The organism is Ruegeria sp. BE3, assembly GCF_056538865.1.
Map to the genome: position 1 here is coordinate 191610 of NZ_JBQFTW010000004.1, position 19623 is coordinate 211232.

The window sequence follows — 19623 nt, forward strand, 5'->3', positions numbered from 1 at the left end:
ATATAGACGTTTGCGGGGGGCAGGATCAAGGGATCGGCTTGCCCCGTCCTCGCCTGTGGCTATGGTGACGGTATGACGACAGATCAGATCATTCTTTTTTCCCTTTTCATCGCCGTGTTCGGAATGCTGCTGTGGGGGAGGTTCCGCTATGACCTTGTGGCCTTCACCGCCTTGATGATTGCAGTCACATTGGGAGTTGTCCCAGTCGACAATGCCTTCGCCGGGTTTGGACACCCCGCCACAATCATTGTCGCTTTGGTGCTCGTGGTTTCTGCCGGTCTGGTGCGGTCGGGTGCTGTGTTCATGATCACACGAACATTGGTCGATGCTTCGCGCGGGCTTGGCGCGCATATCGCCCTGATGGGCGGGATCGGCGCGGTTCTGTCTGCTTTCATGAACAACGTCGCAGCGCTGGCACTGTTGATGCCGGTCGACATTCAGACGGCCCGCAAGGCGGCGCGCCCAGTGGGTCTGTCGCTGATGCCGCTCAGCTTTGCCACCATCCTCGGTGGTATGGCCACGCTGATCGGGACGCCCCCGAACATCATCATCGCTTCGATCCGGGCTGAAACGCTGGGTGAGCCGTTTCAAATGTTCGATTTCGCCCCAGTCGGTGGGATTGCCGCAATTGCCGGACTAGCCTTCGTCGCATTGATCGGCTGGCGTCTGATCCCAAATCGGGGCGTGCAACAGGAAAGCACCGAAGCGCTGGCCGAATACATCGCCGAGCTGACCATCCCGCCAGAGTCGCCGCATATCGGCAAGCGGGTCAGTGAACTGTATGAGGCCGCCGAGAAATCCGATGTGGCCATTATCGGCCTGATCCGGGACGGTAAGCGCCGCTATGGCCGCTCGACCCATGCCACGCTGCATGAAGGCGATGCGCTCGTGCTTGAGGCACGGCCCGAAGCGCTCGACGAATTCCGCGCCGCGCTCAATCTGGATTTCTCGGATACGCGGCGGCAAGAGGTGCTGACCGCCGAGGGTGACGGGCTGGAAGTGATCGAGGTCGTCGCCCCCGAAAGCGCCCGCATCACCGGGCGCACCGCGCAGGCACTGGGGTTGGCGTGGCGGCAAAGTACGGTGCTGATGGGGATTTCGCGTCAAGGGCGTCGGATCACCAAACAGGTGCGCAAGACCGAGGTTGAGGCCGGGGACATCCTGTTGCTGCTGTGCCCCCGTGACCGCAGCGCGGATGTGACGGAATGGCTGGGCTGTCTCCCATTGGCTGAACGCGGACTGAATGTGACAGCCAATGACAAGGCGTGGCTGGCCATTGGCCTGTTTGCGGCCGCCGTGCTGGCCGCCAGCATCGGGTTGATCTATCTGCCCATCGCACTGGGTCTCGTCGTGGTCGCCTATGTGCTGACCAAGATCATGCCGATTGCGGATATCTATAATCACATCGAATGGCCTGTGGTTGTCCTACTGGGCTCGATGATCCCGCTGGGCAGCGCGCTGGAAACCTCGGGCGGGACCGAGTTAATCGCCAACGCCCTGATCCAGCTAACCAATGGCCTGCCCGCTTGGGCGATCCTCACAGTGCTGATGGTTGTTACGATGACCTTATCGGATGTGCTGAACAACACCGCTACGGCCATTGTCGCGGCGCCTGTCGGGATACAGATGGCGCGCACGCTTGATGTCTCACCCGATCCGTTCCTGATGACAGTCGCCGTAGCCGCTTCGGCTGCGTTCCTGACCCCGATCGGGCACAAGAACAACACGCTGGTTTTGGGCCCCGGAGGCTATCACTTCGGAGACTACTGGCGCATGGGTCTGCCGTTGGAGATTCTGATCATAGCCGTTTCAATCCCCGCGATCCTTGTGTTCTGGCCGCTTTGATGGCTAAAGGCTGCGTATGAAACGCTTTCTGATCCTGCAACTGCGCCCGGAAACCGATGCGTCGGATGCCGAATATGCCTCGATTCTGGACAAAACTGGCCTTCAGCCCGCGCAAACCCACCGCATCCGGCTGGATTGCGAAGATCTGCCCGAGGGGTTGGATGTCACCGACTACGCCGGTGTTATCGTGGGCGGTGGTCCGGGCTGTGTCAGCGACGATCCGGCCAGCAAATCCGCACTGGATGCAAAGATCGAGGGTGCGATCATGGGGTTAATGCCGCAGATCACCACGCAGGATCATCCGTTCATGGGCTGCTGTTATGGTCTGGGCATCCTCGCTGCGCATCTGGGAGGCGATGTCAGCAAACGGCAATATGGCGAACCGGTCGGACCATCGGATTGCCGCCTGACCGACGATGGTGCGCAGGACCCCCTGACCGCAGGCCTGCAGTCGGAATTCGAAGCATTTGTTGGTCATAAAGAGGCGGTGCAATCCCTGCCGGACGGTTGCGTGCATCTTGTGGCCTCGGACCCTTGCCCGATTCAGATGATCCGATGGGGTCAGAATGTCTATGCCACCCAGTTCCACCCCGAAGCGGATGCCAGGGATTTTGAACAGCGCATCCATATCTACAAAGATCATGGCTATTTCCCGCCTGAAGATGCGCAGGGTCTGATCGATATGTGCCATGCCGCTGACGTGACTCAGCCGGGTGAAATCCTGCGCCGGTTCGCTCAACGCTACGGGTGACTTAACGGCGTGGTTGCCTGATTCATGCCCCCTCGCATAGGCTGGCCCGAACGGCTTTGGGAGGAGTTGTTCTTGGACTTGCTAATAAATGTTGGCCTGCCGCTTTCGCTGGCCATTATCATGTTGTCGCTGGGGATCGGGCTTGAGGCCGCCGATTTCCGACGCGTTCTCACCCGCGGATACCCATTCGCCATCGGTGCGATCAGTCAGGTTGTATTGATACCACTGGCTGCCTTCACAACTGTCACGATGTTCGGGCTACCCGCTGAGATCGCCGTGGGCGTGATGCTTCTAAGCTTTTGCCCCGGCGGCGTAACCAGTAACATCCTCGCAAAGTTTGCCAAAGGCGACGTTGCGCTATCTGTCAGCCTGACAGCTGTGATCAGTCTGTTGTCGATCCTGACAGTTCCTATCCTGGCCGCATGGTCCATCGATTACTTCATGGGTGAGACAGCCCCGGAAGTATCCATTGGCGCCCTTGCTACCGCATTGTTCCTGATCACAACGTTGCCTGTCGCGATAGGCGTCAGCATTCGCCACTTTGCCAGAGCGTTCGCAGTTCGGATCGACAACCCTCTTTCGACGCTTGCCTCGATCCTGTTCGTGCTGATCGTTTTGGCTGCGCTGGCCGGGAATTGGCAGTTCTTCATTCAGAACCTCAGCTCTATCGGAACTGCGTTGATCGCGCTGAATATCACGCTGTTGCTTATTGGACTTGGGCTGGCGCGGATCGCCAAGCTGACATGGGATGAGGCGAAAACCATCTCGGTCGAAACAGGCATTCAGAATTCGGCTATGGGGATTACTTTGGCGGCACTGATCACAGGCACCACAACGGGATTCAGCCCTCTGGCCGTGCCTGCGGCCGTCTACGGAATCACCATGTACGTGGTGGTAACCCCCTTCATCCTCTGGTTCCGCAACCGCTGAAAGGAGATCCGATGACCAACAACACAGCAGACGCGATTGTGGTCGGAGCCGGCCTTGCCGGTCTGGCAGCCGCGGCGGAACTGGGGGATCGTGGCAAGCGCGTGATCATCGTGGATCAGGAGCCCGAACATTTCCTCGGCGGGCAAGCGTTCTGGAGCCTCGGTGGCCTGTTCATGGTCGACACCCCTGAACAACGCCGTATGGGCATCCGCGACAGCCACGATCTGGCGCTGCGTGACTGGATGGGCAGCGCGCAATTTGACCGGGATGAGGACGCCTGGCCGCGCAAATGGGCGCGGGCCTATGTCGAGTTTGCCGCCGGAGAGATGCGCCCGTGGCTGCATGAGATGGGCTTGCGTTGGTTTCCTGTCGTTGGCTGGGCCGAACGCGGCGGGTCTTATGCCGACGGGCATGGCAACTCGGTTCCGCGCTTTCACATCACGTGGGGCACCGGGCCGGGCGTGCTGGAGCATTTCATTCGTCGTGTGCAGGAGCATGTCAGCGCCGGGCTGATCCAGATGAAATTCCGCCATCAGGTCAGCCACATCATCATGCAGAACGGCTGTGCCAAAGGCGTGTCCGGAGAAGTTCTGGCCAACGACTCCGCCCAGCGCGGCGGTAAAACCAACCGCGATGAGGTGGGCGAGTTCGAGGTCTATGCCCCCTCGGTCATCGTCACCTCGGGCGGCATTGGCGGTAACTTTGAGATGGTGCGCAAGAACTGGCCGCGCGACCGACTGGGGGAACCACCGAAGGATATGGTGGCGGGCGTTCCGTTCCACGTGGATGGTCGGATGATCCCGATCACCGAAAAGGCTGGCGGGCACGTCATCAACGGCGACCGGATGTGGCACTACACCGAAGGCGTGCGCAATTGGGATCCGATCTGGCCCGCGCATGGCATTCGCATCCTGCCTGGCCCAAGCTCCATGTGGTTCGACGCGCGCGGCAATCGCCTGCAACCGCCCTGTCTGCCGGGGTTCGATACGCTCGGGACGCTGCGTGAAATCCTGAAAACTGGTTATGAATACAGCTGGTTTATCCTGACGCAAAAGATCATCAAGAAGGAATTCGCACTGTCAGGGTCCGAGCAGAATCCCGATTTCACTTCGGGCAGCTGGAAAGAGGTAATCCGTCAGCGCATCCTGTCTGGTTCAAAGGCCACAGCTCCGGTCGAGGCGTTCAAGGAAAAAGGCGAGGATTTCATCGTTGCCAACACGCTGACCGAATTGGTCACCGGCATGAACCAGCTTGGCGGAGGTCTGATTGACGAGACCCATCTGCGGGCCCAGATCGAGGCGCGGGATTCTCAGGTCGACAACCCGTTCTCGAAGGACGCTCAGATGATGGCGATCCTCGCGGCGCGGAACTATCGGGGCGACAAGCTGATCCGCACAGCCAAACCGCATAAATTCCTTGATCCGTCAAACGGCCCATTGATCGCGGTCAAACTGCACGTGCTGACCCGCAAAACGCTCGGTGGGTTGCAGACCAACCTAGACAGTCAGATGATCGGTGCAGACGGTCAAGTTGTCCCCGGCCTGTTCGCGGCGGGAGAAGTCGCAGGCTTCGGCGGCGGAGGCTATCACGGATACAACGCGCTGGAGGGCACGTTCCTTGGTGGCTGCATCTTCTCGGGCCGCAATGCAGGACGATCCCGCGCCGTTGCCTGATTACGGTGTGTGGAAGAACTTCAAAACCGGCTCACCCGCGGAATCGAGCAGGACAAGGCTGTTGCCCGCAACGGCATAGGTCGTGACACCCTGCAACGCGGCAAAAAACTGATCCTCGACCTCTTCCAGCGCGGGCGGGCAAGCCATCAGGGTTGCCGCAATGTTGTCTGGAAACTCCAGATGCTCCCCGGATATCTCAGCTTGCCCCGTAAATCGATTGCAACCTCCGAAACCGCTGAATGAGCCACCTTGCCCGAATGACAGCTGCGGCGGGCGCTCGACATCAATAGTGGCACCGTTGATGCCGATTGCGGTCCAGCTCGTATCTTCCAAAGCCGCCGCGCCCAGACCGCCGACCTGCACCAATACAAGATCGGTCTCGTCCCCGGCCCCGTTGGTCAACACCGGGTGGACCGTATCGGTGATAAACAACAACTCATCGCCCCGATAAATCGACCCGCTCACCGCATAGGTCATGCCATCCCGGATCAGCGCGTCATCGAAACTCAGCTCAAACTCGGTCGGCACCCCGGTCAAAGCATAACGTTGTGCCGCCAGAGTGACCGCCGGCGCATCCGCCAACGAGATATCCTGCAACTCCACATACAGCGTCGCATCTTCCGGCACGGCGATCCGTTCGCGATATGTAGCGGAACCGGTCACCGTTCCGGCATGGCTTTGACTGCCCAGCAGGGCCAATAGGACTGCACCAACCACGATGGCTTGTCCGAGTTTTGGAAAAGGCATGATCCCATCCTTTCGCGTAGGTCGTTATCGAAAAGATTGTGACCGGATCGTCATTTACAAGACCCGGCGCATCCAGGTCGGCGATTCCGCGCCGGTCTTATAGCGGCCAGATGAACGGAATCAGCAGCGAAGCCAGCAGGCCCACCGTCAGGTTCAGTGGTACACCAACCTTGAGGAAGTCGGTAAACCGGTACCCGCCGGGACCATACACCATCATGTTGGTCTGGTAGCCGATGGGCGTCGCAAACGAGGCCGAAGCCGCGACCATCACCGCCACAACAAGCGGGCGTGGATCGATCCCCACGGCCTGCGCCAGAGAGATCGCGATGGGAGTGACGACCACAGCGACCGCGTTGTTCGACACCAGCTCGGTCAGGACCGAAGTCAGCAAATACACCGCCCAGATGATCAGGAAAGGCGGCAGCATGCCCAAGGCCGGGGCGATGGCTTCGACAATCAGCGATACCGCGCCCGACTTATCCAGCGCAGCGCCAATGGCCAGCATCGCAAAGATCAGCGCCAGCAGGCGGCCTTCGACAAATGAAAACGCCTCGTCGGCATCGATACACCGGGTCAGCAGAACAACGGCAACCGCGATTATTGACAAGGCCAGGATCGGCGCAATCCCCAGCCCAGCCAGCGCGACGATCCCGACAAGTGCTCCGATGGCAATCGGGGCATGACTGCGCCGGAACGCGCGCGCCGACGGTTGGGTGACGTCGACCATATCCATATCGGCGGCCAGTTTCTGGATATCGGCGGGCGAGCCTTCAAGCAGAAGTGTATCGCCGACGCGCACGGTCAGATCATCCAACTGACGCCCGATATTCTGGTTCCTGCGATGCACCGCCAGCACATAAACGCCATAGCGACGGCGCAGCCGCATGGCACCCAGCGTGCGCCCGACCATCCGGCATCCGGGCGTGATCAGCACCTCAACCGTCTTGGTTTCAACCGCCGAAACCTGATCGACCCGTTTGAGTTCCTTATTGGTCTGCAAGCTCAGAAGCTCGGTCATTTCGGTGCGCAGAACCACCCGGTCGCCCACCCGCAACTCAACCCCCTTGAGGTTGCGCCGCAGCGACTCGTCGCCTCGGATCACGTCGATCAGGCGCACGCCGGGACGCTTGAACAATTGCACCCCGGTAACCTCGCGTCCGATCAGGTTACTTTCGGGGGGGATCACGGCCTCGGTGAAGAACTTCATCTTGGACCGGTCGCTCAGCATCTCGGCCATGCTGTCGCGGTCGGGCAGCAGTCGCGGCGCGATGAAACGCAGGTAGATCATGCCATAGATGACGAGGGCAATGCCCAGCGGCGTCACCTCGAAGATGGTGAAGGCGGTCATGCCCTGCGCGCGGGCCACACCATCGACCAGTAGATTGGTCGAGGTACCGATCAGCGTCAGTGTGCCGCCAAGAATCGCCGCATAGCTGAGCGGGATCAGCAGCTTGGACGCCGGAACATCCAAGGTCCGTGCGATCTGAATGAAGACCGGAATCATCACCACAACAACAGGCGTGTTCGACACCACAGCCGAAGCGACGACGACAAAGCCCATCAGCAAACCGATGGCGATACGCGGATTGACCTGTGCCTGCTTCTGGGCGACCGAAGTGAAAGCATCGAGGGCACCGGTACGCACCAAGGCACCCATGATGATGAACATCGCCGCAATCGTCCACGGCGCAGGGTTGGACAGCACCGCCAAGGCACTTTGATAGGGCAGAATGCCGGTGGCCAGCATTAACGCAGCTCCGCCGATAGCGACGACTTCGGTCGGATAGATCTCGCGCAGGAACATGACGAACATGCCCGCAACGATTATCAGCGCCAAGACCGCGCTGCCTGTTTCTGTCAGTTGAAGGAATTGCATTCTTGGTATTCTGTCCGAACCCTGGCCTGGCATACGCGCCTGACAGCCAGTTTCACGCATTGCGTGCGTCAGAGCAAGCCTGACATGGTTCTCAGAGGCCCGCCTGCTGCAACCGCCCGCCCACGCGGACCATCTGCACAGATTTTGCGCGCCCGTCGCGATCGTCGGTTTCGACAAATACACCGCTCAGCGTCGCCTCGCCATTCGCAGGCGTGAACCGGGCTTTGGGCATTCCGGTGATGAAACGGCGCATCGGTTCTTGCTTGTCCATTCCGATCACCGAGTCATAATCCCCACACATCCCCGCGTCGGTGAGATACGCGGTGCCGCCCGGCAGGATCTGAGCGTCCGCTGTGGGCACATGTGTATGCGTCCCCACCACCAGGCTGACCCGCCCGTCGCAATAATGGCCCATCGCCATCTTCTCGGATGTCGCCTCGCAATGCATATCCACGATGATGGCATCGGCCTGCCCGCCGCGCGGGTGCGACTTCAGGATCGGCTCAACCCCCGAAAACGGATCGTCAAAGGGTCGTTTCATGAAAACCTGACCCAGCACCTGAACCACCAACACCTTGCGTCCGCCCGGTGCCGTATACAACCGATGCCCCCGCCCCGGTGCACCTTTGGCAAAATTCACCGGCCGCACGATGCGCGATTCTTTCTCGATGAACTGCAGCATATCTTTCTGATCAAACGCGTGATCGCCCAGCGTAATACAGTCTGCCCCCGCATCCAGCAACAATTTGGCGTGATCGCCGGTCAGCCCCATCCCGTTCGAGGCGTTCTCGCCATTGACCACAACGAAATCCAGCCGCCATTCGTCTCGCAGACGTGGCAGATGCTGCTGTATGGCGGCGCGTCCCGCGCGCCCCATCACGTCGCCCAAAAAGAGTATCTTCATGCAGACTGTCCTAAGTCCGGCATCCTGCAAGCGCAAGCGGTTCCCACACGACCCCGAGCCTGAGGCACTTAGTTCCGGCACCCATCAAAATCCGAGCGAACAATGGCGCCTTGGAAGCTGGAATTGTTCACTATTATCCGCTGACCACTGGTTGGAACAGTTCGACGCAGCTGAAACGGTTGACACTCGACTTGTGTCGACGGCAAAATTCGCGGAGAAAGCGGTGTTTTAATTTATTGTTAGGTCTCGTGTTATGTCTTCTCCTGTCCTTGCCCTTGATCCTGAAACCCTCCTGCTGCCCACTAAAGACGCACGGGCTGCAGCGCAGAGTATCTCTGAAGATTATCAGTCGAAGACGCCGTTTCCCTATGGCGGTTACGACAATTTCCTCGACCCTGCCATTCTGGAGCGTGTGCTTGAGGATCTTGAGCAATTGCCCGAGGCCGAAACCAGCTTTGACCGCGCGCAGGAGAAACTGAAAACCAGCTATCAGCCCAACCGCTTGCCGCCCTATACGCGGCAGCTGTTCTATGCGTTGAACTCACGCCCCGTTCTTGCGTTCCTTGAAGAGTTGACTGGCATCAAAGGGCTGATCCCGGACCCCTATTTTGCAGGCGGCGGTATCCACGTCGTGTCGAATGGCGGGCACCTCGATATTCACGCGGATTTCAACCACCATGCCGGACTGAACCTTGAGCGCCGTGTGAACATGCTGATCTATCTGAACAAGGATTGGCGCGAGGAATATGGCGGCTCGTTCGAGGTCTGGAACGAGGACATGTCAGCGAAAGTCGCGGGGTTTGTGCCGCAGTTCAACCGTATGTGCATTTTCAACACCAGTTCGACCAGCTGGCACGGCAACCCTGAAACCGTGAACCACCCGGATGGCGAGCCCCGCAAGTCCATCGCGCTGTACTACTACACCGCGACCTGGGACAGTTCTCGCAAGTCTCATACGACGCTGTTCAAGCCGCGCCCCGGCACCGCCGACAAGCCAGACCGGCAAGTCGCGCGGCGTGCTCTGCTAGAAGATATTCTGCCACCGGTCATTCACCGGAAAGTAGCCGGGCGACTTTATAAACTTGGGTTCTAAGAGCGAAAGCTCAGCACACGACTTTCCGTGATCACCATGTCAAGCGGCTGATCTGTCGGCTCCAGCGGCAGACCGTCGTCTTCCTGCGCGTCGAAGGCGAACCCGATGGCCAGCGTCGGGCGTATAGCGCGCAGGCCTTCCAGTGTACGATCATAGAACCCTCCGCCATAGCCCAGTCGACCACCCTTTGCGTCGAAGGCCACCAGCGGCACGATCAGGATCTCGGGGTCGAAATAATCGTCGATCTCGGGCACCTTGGCGCCGAACGGTCCGTCTTTCAAAGCCCCTTCAGGCGTCCAGCGCGAAAAACGCAGCGGTTGGCCTGCGGCCTGAATAACCGGCACACCAACCGGGCCATAAGCAGCGGCTTCGGCCATGGCGGGTAGCGGATCAATCTCGGTGCGGATGGGCATGTAGCCGGAAATGGGAACGCCACGGTGCCCGGCCAGAACCTCGGACAGGCGGCCCGCTGCGCCGGGAGGCCGCGCGTTAAAAGCAGCCTTGCGGCGGGCAAAGGCCGCTTTCCGGGCGGCAGCTTTGATTTCGGTCAGATCGGTCGTTTCGGTCACAGTAGCACCATGCTGGCCAGCCCCAGGAAGATGAAGAACCCCATGACATCCGTTGTGGTGGTCACAAAGGTCCCGGACGCCAGCGCCGGGTCAACGCCCAGACGATCCAGCACCACCGGTACTACCGTACCCGCTAAGCCTGCGATGATCATGTTCACGACCAAGGCCGACCCGATCACGACACCCAGCAATGGAGAATCGAACCACATCATCCCTACCGTGCCCAGTACAATGGCAAAGCACAGCCCGTTCAGCATTCCGACCAGCAGTTCCCTCCGGATAACCCGGCCCACGTTCGAGCCCGTCAGGTCGCGTGTTGCCAGCGCGCGCACCGCGACCGTCAGCGATTGCGTGCCCGCGTTCCCGCCCATCGACGCCACGATGGGCATCAGAATCGCCAGCGCCACCAACTGGTCAATCGCCGCCTCGAACTGTGAAATCACCAGAGATCCGCAGATCGCAGTGACCAGATTGACACCCAGCCATGGCAACCGCCGCCTACTGGTTGCGGCAACACTATCCGAGATCGAGCTTTCGTCAGACACACCGGCGAGGCGCAACATGTCTTCTTCGTATTCCTCATCCAGAACCACCATCGCGTCATCGATGGTGATCACCCCGACCAAACGCCCGTCGGCATCCACCACCGGGGCCGAGATCAGGTGGTATTGATTAAAGGCATAGGCGACATCTTCTTCATCCTGATCGACAGGGATCGTATGCAGTTCCTCGTCGGCGATATCATGCAGAGGAATTTCGCGCCGGGTTGCCATCAGTTTGCCAAGAGACACCTGCGCAACGGGTTTGAGGCGCGGGTCGACCAGGATCACGTAATAGAACTGCTCAGGCAGATCGTCGTTTGCACGCATGAAATCGATCGCCTGCCCCACCGTCCAATGTTCGGGGGCCATGACGACCTCGCGCTGCATGAGGCGGCCCGCCGAGTTTTCCGGGTAAGAGAGTGCCTGCTCGGCCGCGATCCGCTCGGAATCCTCCAGCGCATCCAGAATGGTTTCCTGCTGCGGCTCTTCGAGATCCTCCAGCAGATCGACGACATCGTCGCTTTCCATGTCCCGCACGGCTTCGGCCAGCACGTCCGGCTTTAGAACGGCAATGACCTCCTCCCGAACAGATTCATCCAGTTCTGACAGGATATCGCCGTCGAATTCCTTATCATAAAGACGGATTAGCCGGGTCCGGTCATAGGGGTTGATCTGCTCAAGAAGGTCAGCAATGTCAGCCGGGTGCAGCGGCTCCATCAGCTCGATCAGCTTGTCGCGATCCTCGACATCCACGGCATAAAGAATGGCCGCGACAGTTCGCCTGTCCAGCGCATAGGCATCCTCATCCCGCGGCTGATCTTGTCCGGCTTCGTCAATGCCTGTGGTCATGCTCTGCCCCTCATTCCGCGCGATTGCTTCTAGATAGAAGAAGCAGCTACCGGAAAACAATGACAATGCTTGGATTTACCCACATCTTTTGCACCCCTATGCTGCCGAGCGATCCCAAACGGGCGGAGAACAGGGAAAATGGCGCAAAAGACGCTTTTGAAAGGGCGCGTACTCAGCTTCAATGGATCGCCATTCGAAGGCGAGCCTACCGAGGCGGCGGTAATACACGAGGCCTTGGTGATCGAAGACGGGCGCATCGCAGCGCTTGGCACGGCGTCGGACCTGACGCGAGCGCATCCTGAGGCGGCGATCAAGGACTATGGCCGCCATCTGATCATGGCAGGATTCGTCGATCCGCATGTGCATTACCCTCAGACCGCGATGATCGCCAGTTGGGGTAAGCGCCTGATCGATTGGCTGAACAGCTATACCTTCCCCGAGGAGATGAAGTTTGGTGACCTGGCCTATGCATCGGAGATTGCCAACCGATATCTGGACCTGACAACCGCGCATGGCACAACGACGATGTGCAGCTTCTGCACGATTCACCCTGAAAGCGTCGATGCGTTCTTCACGGCAGCTCAGGCGCGCGGTCAGCGGGTTGTGGCAGGCAAGACCTGCATGGACCGCAATGCCCCCGAGCGTCTGCGCGACACGGCCCAGACAGCCTATGATCAGTCGCAAGCCTTGTTGGAGAAATGGCACGGGATCGATCGGCTTTCTTACGCCATCACGCCGCGCTTTTCACCCACGTCGACACCGGAACAGCTTGAGGCCATGGGGGCGCTGTGGGGTGAATATCCGCATTGTCTGATGCAGACCCATTTGTGTGAACAGACAGATGAGATCGAGTGGGTCCGATCCCTCTTCCCCGACGCGCGGGATTATCTGGATACCTATGAGCAGTTTGGTCTGCTGCGGAAAAATGGCCTTTATGGCCATGTCATCCACCTGGAACAACGAGAGCGGGATCGGCTGCACGAAATGGAAGCGGCGCTAATTCATTGCCCGACCTCGAACACGTTTATTGGCTCCGGGCTGTTCGATATGGAGGGCCTGATGCGTGAAGGACATCGTGTGGGACTGGCCACGGATACCGGTGGCGGGTCCAGCTTTTCGATGTTGCGGACCATGGCAGCCGCCTACGAGATCGGACAGCTGCGGGGCGCTCCGCTGCATCCGGCGCAACTGTTGTGGTTGGGAACCGTGGGGTCGGCGCGGACATTGCATATGGACGATTGTATCGGCAACGTTGCAACCGGAATGGAGGCGGATCTGGTTATCCTCGACCTTGCCTCGACCCCGGCGATTGCGCAGCGTGAAGCACACGCAGATGATCTGTGGGAGGCGGTGTTTCCCACGATCATGATGGGCGATGATCGGGCGGTGGCGGATATCTGGATCGGTGGCTCAAAGGTGCAAGCGTGAGAGGGATGCGCCTGTGGCGCATGCCTCCGGCGGGGATATTTTTTGGCCAGATGTAGGGCGGATCCGCTAGTCGATCAGAGCGCGGGCGAGGCGGTTTTGGGTTTCAATGGCTTTGGGCAGATCGATGGTGATGATCTGACTGTCCCGGACAATCTGCCGGCCTTCGACGAAGAGGTGTTTGACGCGCGTTGGTCCTGCAAGCAGCAAGGCAGCAGGATCCCAGTTGCCGGCGCTTTCGATGCCGGAGACATCCCAGATGGCGATATCGGCCCGTTTGCCCTGCATAAGGCGACCGCAATCCGTACGATTCAGCACATCCGCCCCACCACGCGTGGCAATCTCAAGCGCTTCGCGCGCAGACATTGCATCAGCCCCATTCGCGACCCGTTGCAGCAACATGGCCAGACGCGCCTCAGAAACCAGATTACTGCTGTCATTGCTGGCTGATCCATCGACCCCGAGGCCGACCGGAACGCCACGATCACGCATAGCACGAACCGGGGCAATGCCTGAACCAAGGCGGCAGTTTGAACACGGGCAGTGAGCGATCCCAGTTCTGGTGCGGGCGAAGAGATCGATCTCGGCCTTGTCCAATTTGACGCAATGGGCATGCCACACGTCCGAACCCGTCCAGCCGAGGTCTTCGGCATACTGGCCGGGGCGGCAGCCAAATTGGGCTTGCGAATAGGCAATATCTTCGTCGTTTTCGGCCAGATGCGTGTGCAACATCACGCCCTTGTCTCGGGCCAGCAGAGCCGCATCGCGCATCAGTTCGCGACTGACTGAGAATGGAGAGCATGGGGCGAGGCCGACACGGCACATTGATCCCTCGGAAGGGTCATGAAAGGCATCCACGACACGGGTCATGTCGTCGAGGATGGCTGTTTCCGCCTCGACCAGGGCATCGGGCGGCAGGCCCCCATCGCTTTCACCGATACTCATCGCGCCACGCGTCGGGTGGAAGCGCAGGCCCAGTTCAGCTGCGGCGTGAATCGTGTCTTCAAGCCGCGCGCCGTTCGGATAGAGGTAGAGGTGGTCAGAGCTGAGCGTGCAGCCCGACAACGCGAGCTCTGCGAGGCCGATCTGGGTGGAGACGAACATCTCTTCCGGGCCAAACCGAGACCAGATCGGGTAGAGCGTTTGCAGCCAGCCGAACAACAGCGCATCCTGCCCGCCCGGCACCGCGCGCGTGAGAGTTTGATAGAGATGGTGGTGAGTGTTCACCAAGCCGGGTGTCACCACGCAGCCGGACCCATCGTGGATCTCTCCGCTGGTGGTCAACCCATGGCCGATGTCGGCAATCTGCCCGTCTCGGACCAACAGATCGGCGTTCGCGAGCTCTTGCCGCGTATTATCCATCGTCACGATGACATCGGCGTTTCGGATCAGGAATTCGGTCATTTTTTGCACTCCCGCATAAGCCCGTCTCATGCGTGAAGTGCCGGGCTGGTGGAAAACGGGCGCAAGAACCAGCCGTGTTTAGCATACGGTCGCCGCGATCATGCGGCAACCCGTTTCAGTGGTTGCGCAAGATATCCAGAGCAACGGCATGGAGTTCGGGGGTGGCCGCAGCCAGCGCACGCCCACCTTCATGGGCCGGATTACCTTGCCAGTCGGTGACGACACCTCCTGCCGCCTCGATCACCGCGATCGGTGCCTGAATGTCATAGGCGTTCAATCCGGCCTCGATCACCAGATCAATCTGCCCGGCCGCCAGAAGCGCATAAGCATAACAATCCATGCCATAGCGCGTCAGTTTTGACTGCGAGGCGACTGCGTGAAAACCAGCGCCCTCGGCCTCAGTACCGACTTCGGGGAAGGTGGTGAAAACGATCGCCTGATCCAGTGAACGCGTCGGGCGCGTGCCAAGTTTGGTCTGGCCAAGGGGGCCTTTGACAAAGGCATGTCCGTTGCCGCCGACAAAACGCTCGCCGATATAGGGTTGATCAATCACACCCATGACCGGGCCGGTATCCGTGCTCAGCGCGATCAATACCCCCCACGTCGGTGTACCGCTGATGAAACCACGCGTGCCGTCGATTGGGTCCAGAACCCAGACGCGCCCGCTTGTTCCGGCGCTCTGGCCAAACTCTTCTCCGAATATACCGTCGTCCGGGCAATGCCGCGCCAATACGGCGCGCATGGCTTTCTCGGCCTCACGATCGGCGATCGTGACCGGATCAAACCCGTCTGCGAGTTTGTTGTCGGTTTCCAGATTTGTCTGGCGGAAATAAGGAAGGATGGCCGTCCGCGCCGCGTCGGCCATTTCTTCTGCAATATCAAGATCACTCAGTAGGGTGTGTTGCATGGTTTACCCGTGCGACCGAAGCCCCCCGAAGTCAAGTCGATTGTGTCAGGCGACGTCGCTTAGCACACGGGCCAATTCAAACAGGCGGCGGCGCTGGTTTTCCGGAATGGCGTAGTATGAACGCACCAGATCGAGCGCTTCCTTATCGCCCATCAGGTCAGCCGGGACAGATTTCTTGTCAGCGTCCGATTTTTGAGTCTCTTCCAGTCCTTCAAAGAAGAAGGCGACAGGTACATCCAATGCCTCAGCGATATCCCAAAGGCGAGACGCGCTAATCCGGTTGGCACCTGTTTCATATTTTTGGATCTGCTGAAACTTAATACCAACTTGCTGCGCCAACTGCTGCTGGGTCATGCCAATCAGCCAGCGGCGATGCCGGACGCGTTTGCCCACATGGACATCGACGTGATGGGTCATTGGTAGTCTCCTTTACACAAACACCTGTCCGGGAAAACGCGACAGCAGCCGTCTCCGCTAAGTTAGCGGGTCGCTGCTTAAGAACTCCCTAATCCGGATCGTGCCCCCCGAACAGCACCATAGGGTAATATTGCCGCAATAGAATATTTTTTCAAGCGGGTTGAGTCGCGGAATGCACACAGTGGTTTGTGGTTGTAGGGTTTTTTGAGATCAATGCGTTTCCAATTAAGAAACAGTGCCTTCCGATCTCCGCAGCTTTTCGGATAGGAATTGACAAAACGCCCCGACCCCACGCCTATAGCGGTCAAAACCCGGAGAGCGTTGATGCTGGCATACCATATCAAGACCCAGGGAGCCCCTGCACAGTTGTGCAAGGTCGAACTGCCCTCACCCTCCGAGGGTCATATTCGCGTTTCGATCCGTGCTTGCGCGTTGAACTTTGCGGACCTGCTGATGCAAAAGGGAACATATCAGGACACGCCGGATGCGCCGTTTACGCTTGGCATGGAAATCGCCGGGATTGTCGACGAAATCGGAAACAATGTGACGAATCTGAAGCCCGGAGATCGCGTTGCGGTCTATTCCGGCCAGGGCGGTCTTGCCGAATCAGGTATATTCGAGGCCGCGAGAGCGGTCCCCATCCCCGATTCCATGAGTTTCGAAGACGCCGCAGCGATACAGATCGCTTATGGCACAAGCCACATTGCCCTCGATCATCGGGCACGCCTGCAACCGGGCGAAACGCTGTTGGTGACGGGCGCTGCGGGCGGTGTCGGGCTGACCGCTGTCGAGATCGGCAAGCTGATGGGGGCAACAGTGATTGCGCAGGCACGTGGCGCAGACAAGCTGGCCGTGGCACAGCGGGCTGGAGCAGACCATCTGATCGACGCGGGTGAAGATTTGCGTGAAAGGGTTCTGGCGCTTGGCGGCGCGGATGTCGTCTACGACGCGATCGGAGGAGATGTGTTCAAGTCCGCCTTTCGCGCCACAAACCCCGAGGGTCGTCTGCTGCCGATCGGGTTTGCCGGGGGTGATGTTCCGCAAATTCCCGCCAACCATCTGCTGGTCAAGAACCTCAGCGTGATCGGTGTCTATATCGGAGGGTATCTGACCTTCCGGCCCGAGGTTGTCCATAACAGCTTCAACACGCTGTTCCGCTGGCATTCAGAGGGTAGGATCAAACCTCATATCAGCCATGTGCTGCCCCTGCAGGAGGCAGCACAGGGCCTTGAGTTGCTGCGCGCGCGCAAATCCACTGGAAAAGTGGTGATCCGGATCAACTAACCGCCTTGAGTGGATGTGCACTCGGGCGTGTGAAGTTCTGGCGCAGCAGGTTGGCAAGCTCGGCCACATATTCCTCACGCACCCGCTCGGCCCCGTAGAGGTTGATGAACTGTACCGGCAGGTCCGGCAGTGCGCCGCCATGGTCGATCAGTTCCTGATGGTTGGGTTGCGTGCCTTCCAGCAGCACACCGACGGCCAGATCGGCGCTGACAGTGGCCTCAACCGTACGGTCCGAATCGCTGTCGATGCTCATATCCCAGTTGATCCCGGCATCATCCAGTGCCGAGGTCGCGACAGGACGGAAAATGCAGTTCCGGCAGAACCCCAATCGCAGCGGCTTTTGCCGCCAGGCCGATCCGTTCAATGCTCCGACCCAACGCAACGGCATGTGGTGCAGCGTTTCAGCCCCCTCACCTGCCCCGGATTCGGTCGTGACAATCAGATCGAAGGCCCCACGCGCGAACTCATCCTTCAATTGGCGCGTATTCGACGTGACGAGATTTACGCTGACCCGCGGAAAACTCGCGTTGAAGCGCTGCAGCACCCTTGGAATGAATGGATGCACGACGTCATGCGGCACGCCCAAGGTGACCTCTCCTTCAAAGGCCTGATCCGTCAGGCGTCCAATCACCTCATCATTCAATGCGATCATGCGTCGGGCATAGGCCAGCAACTGCTCACCCGAGGCTGTCAGGGCAATGGTTCGGCCTGAACGGTCCAGAAGCTCTAATCCCAGCAGCTCTTCCAGACGCTTGAGCTGCATCGAAACGGCGGATTGCGTCAAATGAAGAAAACCGGCGGCCCGCGTCACGCCGCCGTAGTCAGCAACGGCCACGAAAGAGCGCAAGGTGGTGATGTCCAGATTTCGCATCTTCACGATTCCTTATGTGACAGTTCATAAACATTCATTTTCAAAATATGTCAGATTGATCCATATAGATCAAGGAAATTGATTGAAGCGCAGTGTTTCATCAAGCAACCACGAAAGGGCAAAGATCATGACCCATATAGCTATCTCAACCCGTCGCCCCGTTCGGAATGCGGCGTTTGGTACGCGGATACTGAGCCTGCTCAGCCTCGCCCGACAGCGGAGAGCGCTTGCACAGCTGGATGATCGTGCACTCGAGGATATCGGTGTCACCCGGTCCCAGGCCGAGGTTGAAGCGAAACGCCCTGTCTGGGATGCCCCGGACAATTGGCACAAGCACCTGTATTAATACGGAAATGCCAGGTATTTGGCGGCGTTTTTAACACTGCCGTCAAATTTGCTGACAGTTTTGCTGAGTTTTAGGCCTAAAACCCTTGAAACGCGGGCCACACTCTCCGATATTTGCTGGGAAACCGGCCTGCAATCGCAGGCTGAGAGCAGAATATCAGAGGGAGACCCTTTATGGCACAATTCGACACGATCCGGACGGCGTCCGGCGCGCGCGCTGCCGAGATCGATGAGGGCCTGCGCGCCCATATGAACAAAGTCTACGGCACCATGTCCGTAGGCATGCTGATCACATTTGCAGTGGCCTGGGCCGTCGGCACCAGCCCGCAATTGCTGTCGGTATTCCGCGATCCGGTAACGTTGAGCCCGAACATCCTGGGCTGGATCGTGATGTTTGCGCCCTTGGGCATGGTGTTTGCGTTTGGCGCTGCCATCAACCGCCTGTCCGCAGCCGGCGCACAGCTGTTCTTCTACGCTTTCGCGGCCGTCATGGGCCTGTCGATGAGCTGGATCTTCGTTGCCTTCACCGGCATTTCGATAGCACAGGTCTTCCTGGTGACTTCGATCGCCTTCGCAGGCCTGTCACTCTACGGCTATGTCACCAAGAAAGACCTGTCCGGCATGGGTACATTCTTGATGATGGGCGTGATTGGTCTGGTGGTCGCAATGATCATCAACCTGTTCCTGCAATCGCCGGCCATCATGTTTGCCGTGTCGATCCTGGGTGTTCTGATCTTCGCCGGTCTGACCGCCTATGACACGCAGAACATCAAGAACACCTACCTGCAGATGGCCCATGCGGGCGATCAGGAATGGCTGGGCAAAGCTGCCATCATGGGAGCGCTGAACCTGTATCTGGACTTCATCAACATGTTCATGTTCCTGCTGCAGCTTTTGGGGAACAGAGAGTAAAGCTCTCTCACGCCCATTCAGGACTGGCGGAGCCTGCCGAGACCCAGTCTCGGCAGGCTCTTTCGTTCCGGAAACACTTTCTGCTGAGCACACGAATCCCAGAAGATGGGCTCGATATCTTCAAGCCTGAGCTAAATAATTTCATCTTTCTGAGAAATGGCCAATCTTCTCAGGAGCATTAGAATGAAAAACTGCTAGAAAGAAATTTGCAAGCTCACAATCTGTCTCTCTACAATTCTAGACCGGGTCCTGCAAGTCAGGCCGATGCCCGCGGTACCT

Annotated in this window: 18 protein-coding genes; 9 read left to right on the top strand and 9 right to left on the bottom strand. The window is 58.9% G+C overall.

Annotation, left to right across the window (positions count from 1 at the left end):
* The first annotated feature begins 72 nt into the window (after positions 1 to 72).
* From ACR0AZ_RS12320 to ACR0AZ_RS12335, 4 genes are read left to right on the top strand one after another with little or no spacing between them, the layout of a single operon-like run.
* Positions 73 to 1845, top strand: coding sequence for an SLC13 family permease (locus tag ACR0AZ_RS12320; RefSeq protein ID WP_480470443.1), 1773 nt, complete (start codon positions 73 to 75; stop codon positions 1843 to 1845).
* 16 nt (positions 1846 to 1861) lie between these two features.
* Positions 1862 to 2596: a glutamine amidotransferase gene (locus ACR0AZ_RS12325; RefSeq protein ID WP_480470444.1), complete on the top strand. Its 735-nt coding sequence runs from the start codon at positions 1862 to 1864 to the stop codon at positions 2594 to 2596.
* A gap of 24 nt (positions 2597 to 2620) precedes the next feature.
* Positions 2621 to 3526, top strand: coding sequence for a bile acid:sodium symporter family protein (locus ACR0AZ_RS12330; protein ID WP_480667554.1), 906 nt, complete (start codon positions 2621 to 2623; stop codon positions 3524 to 3526).
* A gap of 11 nt (positions 3527 to 3537) precedes the next feature.
* Positions 3538 to 5199, top strand: a complete 1662-nt coding sequence (locus ACR0AZ_RS12335; protein ID WP_480470446.1) for an FAD-binding dehydrogenase — start codon at positions 3538 to 3540, stop codon at positions 5197 to 5199.
* Here the strand turns inward: ACR0AZ_RS12335 and ACR0AZ_RS12340 are convergent, their stop codons facing one another.
* The 3 genes from ACR0AZ_RS12340 to ACR0AZ_RS12350 form a co-directional block, all read right to left on the bottom strand.
* On the bottom strand, positions 5200 to 5946 hold the full coding sequence (locus tag ACR0AZ_RS12340) for a YbaY family lipoprotein (RefSeq protein WP_480667555.1): 747 nt from the start codon (positions 5944 to 5946) through the stop codon (positions 5200 to 5202).
* A 97-nt stretch (positions 5947 to 6043) separates the two neighbouring features.
* Positions 6044 to 7822: an SLC13 family permease gene (locus ACR0AZ_RS12345; protein WP_480470448.1), complete on the bottom strand. Its 1779-nt coding sequence runs from the start codon at positions 7820 to 7822 to the stop codon at positions 6044 to 6046.
* Positions 7823 to 7913: 91 nt separating this feature from the next.
* Positions 7914 to 8726 carry a TIGR00282 family metallophosphoesterase gene (locus tag ACR0AZ_RS12350; protein ID WP_480470449.1) on the bottom strand — a complete coding sequence of 271 codons (813 nt, stop codon included), beginning with the start codon at positions 8724 to 8726 and terminating at the stop codon, positions 7914 to 7916.
* A 253-nt stretch (positions 8727 to 8979) separates the two neighbouring features.
* On the opposite strand from ACR0AZ_RS12350, the gene ACR0AZ_RS12355 reads away from it, so the two are divergent.
* Positions 8980 to 9819, top strand: a complete 840-nt coding sequence (locus ACR0AZ_RS12355) for a 2OG-Fe(II) oxygenase (protein WP_480470450.1) — start codon at positions 8980 to 8982, stop codon at positions 9817 to 9819.
* Here ACR0AZ_RS12355 and ACR0AZ_RS12360 read toward each other — a convergent pair.
* A complete protein-coding gene (locus ACR0AZ_RS12360) occupies positions 9816 to 10388 on the bottom strand; it encodes a 5-formyltetrahydrofolate cyclo-ligase (protein WP_480470451.1) in 573 nt (190 codons plus the stop codon). The two genes, ACR0AZ_RS12355 and ACR0AZ_RS12360, sit on opposite strands and share 4 nt — an antisense overlap.
* Positions 10385 to 11779, bottom strand: coding sequence for a magnesium transporter (gene mgtE, locus ACR0AZ_RS12365; protein WP_480667556.1), 1395 nt, complete (start codon positions 11777 to 11779; stop codon positions 10385 to 10387). The genes ACR0AZ_RS12360 and mgtE overlap by 4 nt, the downstream gene beginning before the upstream one ends.
* Before the next feature lie 138 nt (positions 11780 to 11917).
* Between mgtE and guaD the strand changes: the two genes are divergently transcribed.
* Positions 11918 to 13207 (top strand): guanine deaminase, encoded by a 1290-nt coding sequence (gene guaD / locus ACR0AZ_RS12370; protein ID WP_480667557.1) that lies wholly within the window; start codon positions 11918 to 11920, stop codon positions 13205 to 13207.
* 66 nt (positions 13208 to 13273) lie between these two features.
* Here the strand turns inward: guaD and ACR0AZ_RS12375 are convergent, their stop codons facing one another.
* The 3 genes from ACR0AZ_RS12375 to ACR0AZ_RS12385 all read right to left on the bottom strand — a co-directional run bounded on the left by ACR0AZ_RS12375 (position 13274) and on the right by ACR0AZ_RS12385 (position 15932).
* A complete protein-coding gene (locus ACR0AZ_RS12375; protein WP_480667558.1) occupies positions 13274 to 14608 on the bottom strand; it encodes an 8-oxoguanine deaminase in 1335 nt (444 codons plus the stop codon).
* Between the two features lie 115 nt (positions 14609 to 14723).
* Positions 14724 to 15515, bottom strand: coding sequence for a histidinol-phosphatase (hisN, locus tag ACR0AZ_RS12380; protein WP_480470455.1), 792 nt, complete (start codon positions 15513 to 15515; stop codon positions 14724 to 14726).
* 45 nt (positions 15516 to 15560) lie between these two features.
* Positions 15561 to 15932, bottom strand: coding sequence for a helix-turn-helix domain-containing protein (locus tag ACR0AZ_RS12385; protein ID WP_480470456.1), 372 nt, complete (start codon positions 15930 to 15932; stop codon positions 15561 to 15563).
* A gap of 324 nt (positions 15933 to 16256) precedes the next feature.
* Between ACR0AZ_RS12385 and ACR0AZ_RS12390 the strand changes: the two genes are divergently transcribed.
* Positions 16257 to 17216: an NADPH:quinone oxidoreductase family protein gene (locus ACR0AZ_RS12390; protein ID WP_480470457.1), complete on the top strand. Its 960-nt coding sequence runs from the start codon at positions 16257 to 16259 to the stop codon at positions 17214 to 17216.
* Here ACR0AZ_RS12390 and ACR0AZ_RS12395 read toward each other — a convergent pair.
* A complete protein-coding gene (locus ACR0AZ_RS12395; protein ID WP_480470458.1) occupies positions 17209 to 18087 on the bottom strand; it encodes a LysR family transcriptional regulator in 879 nt (292 codons plus the stop codon). The two genes, ACR0AZ_RS12390 and ACR0AZ_RS12395, sit on opposite strands and share 8 nt — an antisense overlap.
* Positions 18088 to 18214: 127 nt before the next feature.
* Between ACR0AZ_RS12395 and ACR0AZ_RS12400 the strand changes: the two genes are divergently transcribed.
* Entirely contained in the window at positions 18215 to 18433 is a 219-nt protein-coding gene (locus ACR0AZ_RS12400) for a DUF1127 domain-containing protein (protein ID WP_480470459.1), read from the top strand.
* 173 nt (positions 18434 to 18606) lie between these two features.
* Positions 18607 to 19344: a Bax inhibitor-1/YccA family protein gene (locus ACR0AZ_RS12405; protein WP_480470460.1), complete on the top strand. Its 738-nt coding sequence runs from the start codon at positions 18607 to 18609 to the stop codon at positions 19342 to 19344.
* Positions 19345 to 19623 lie beyond the last annotated feature (279 nt).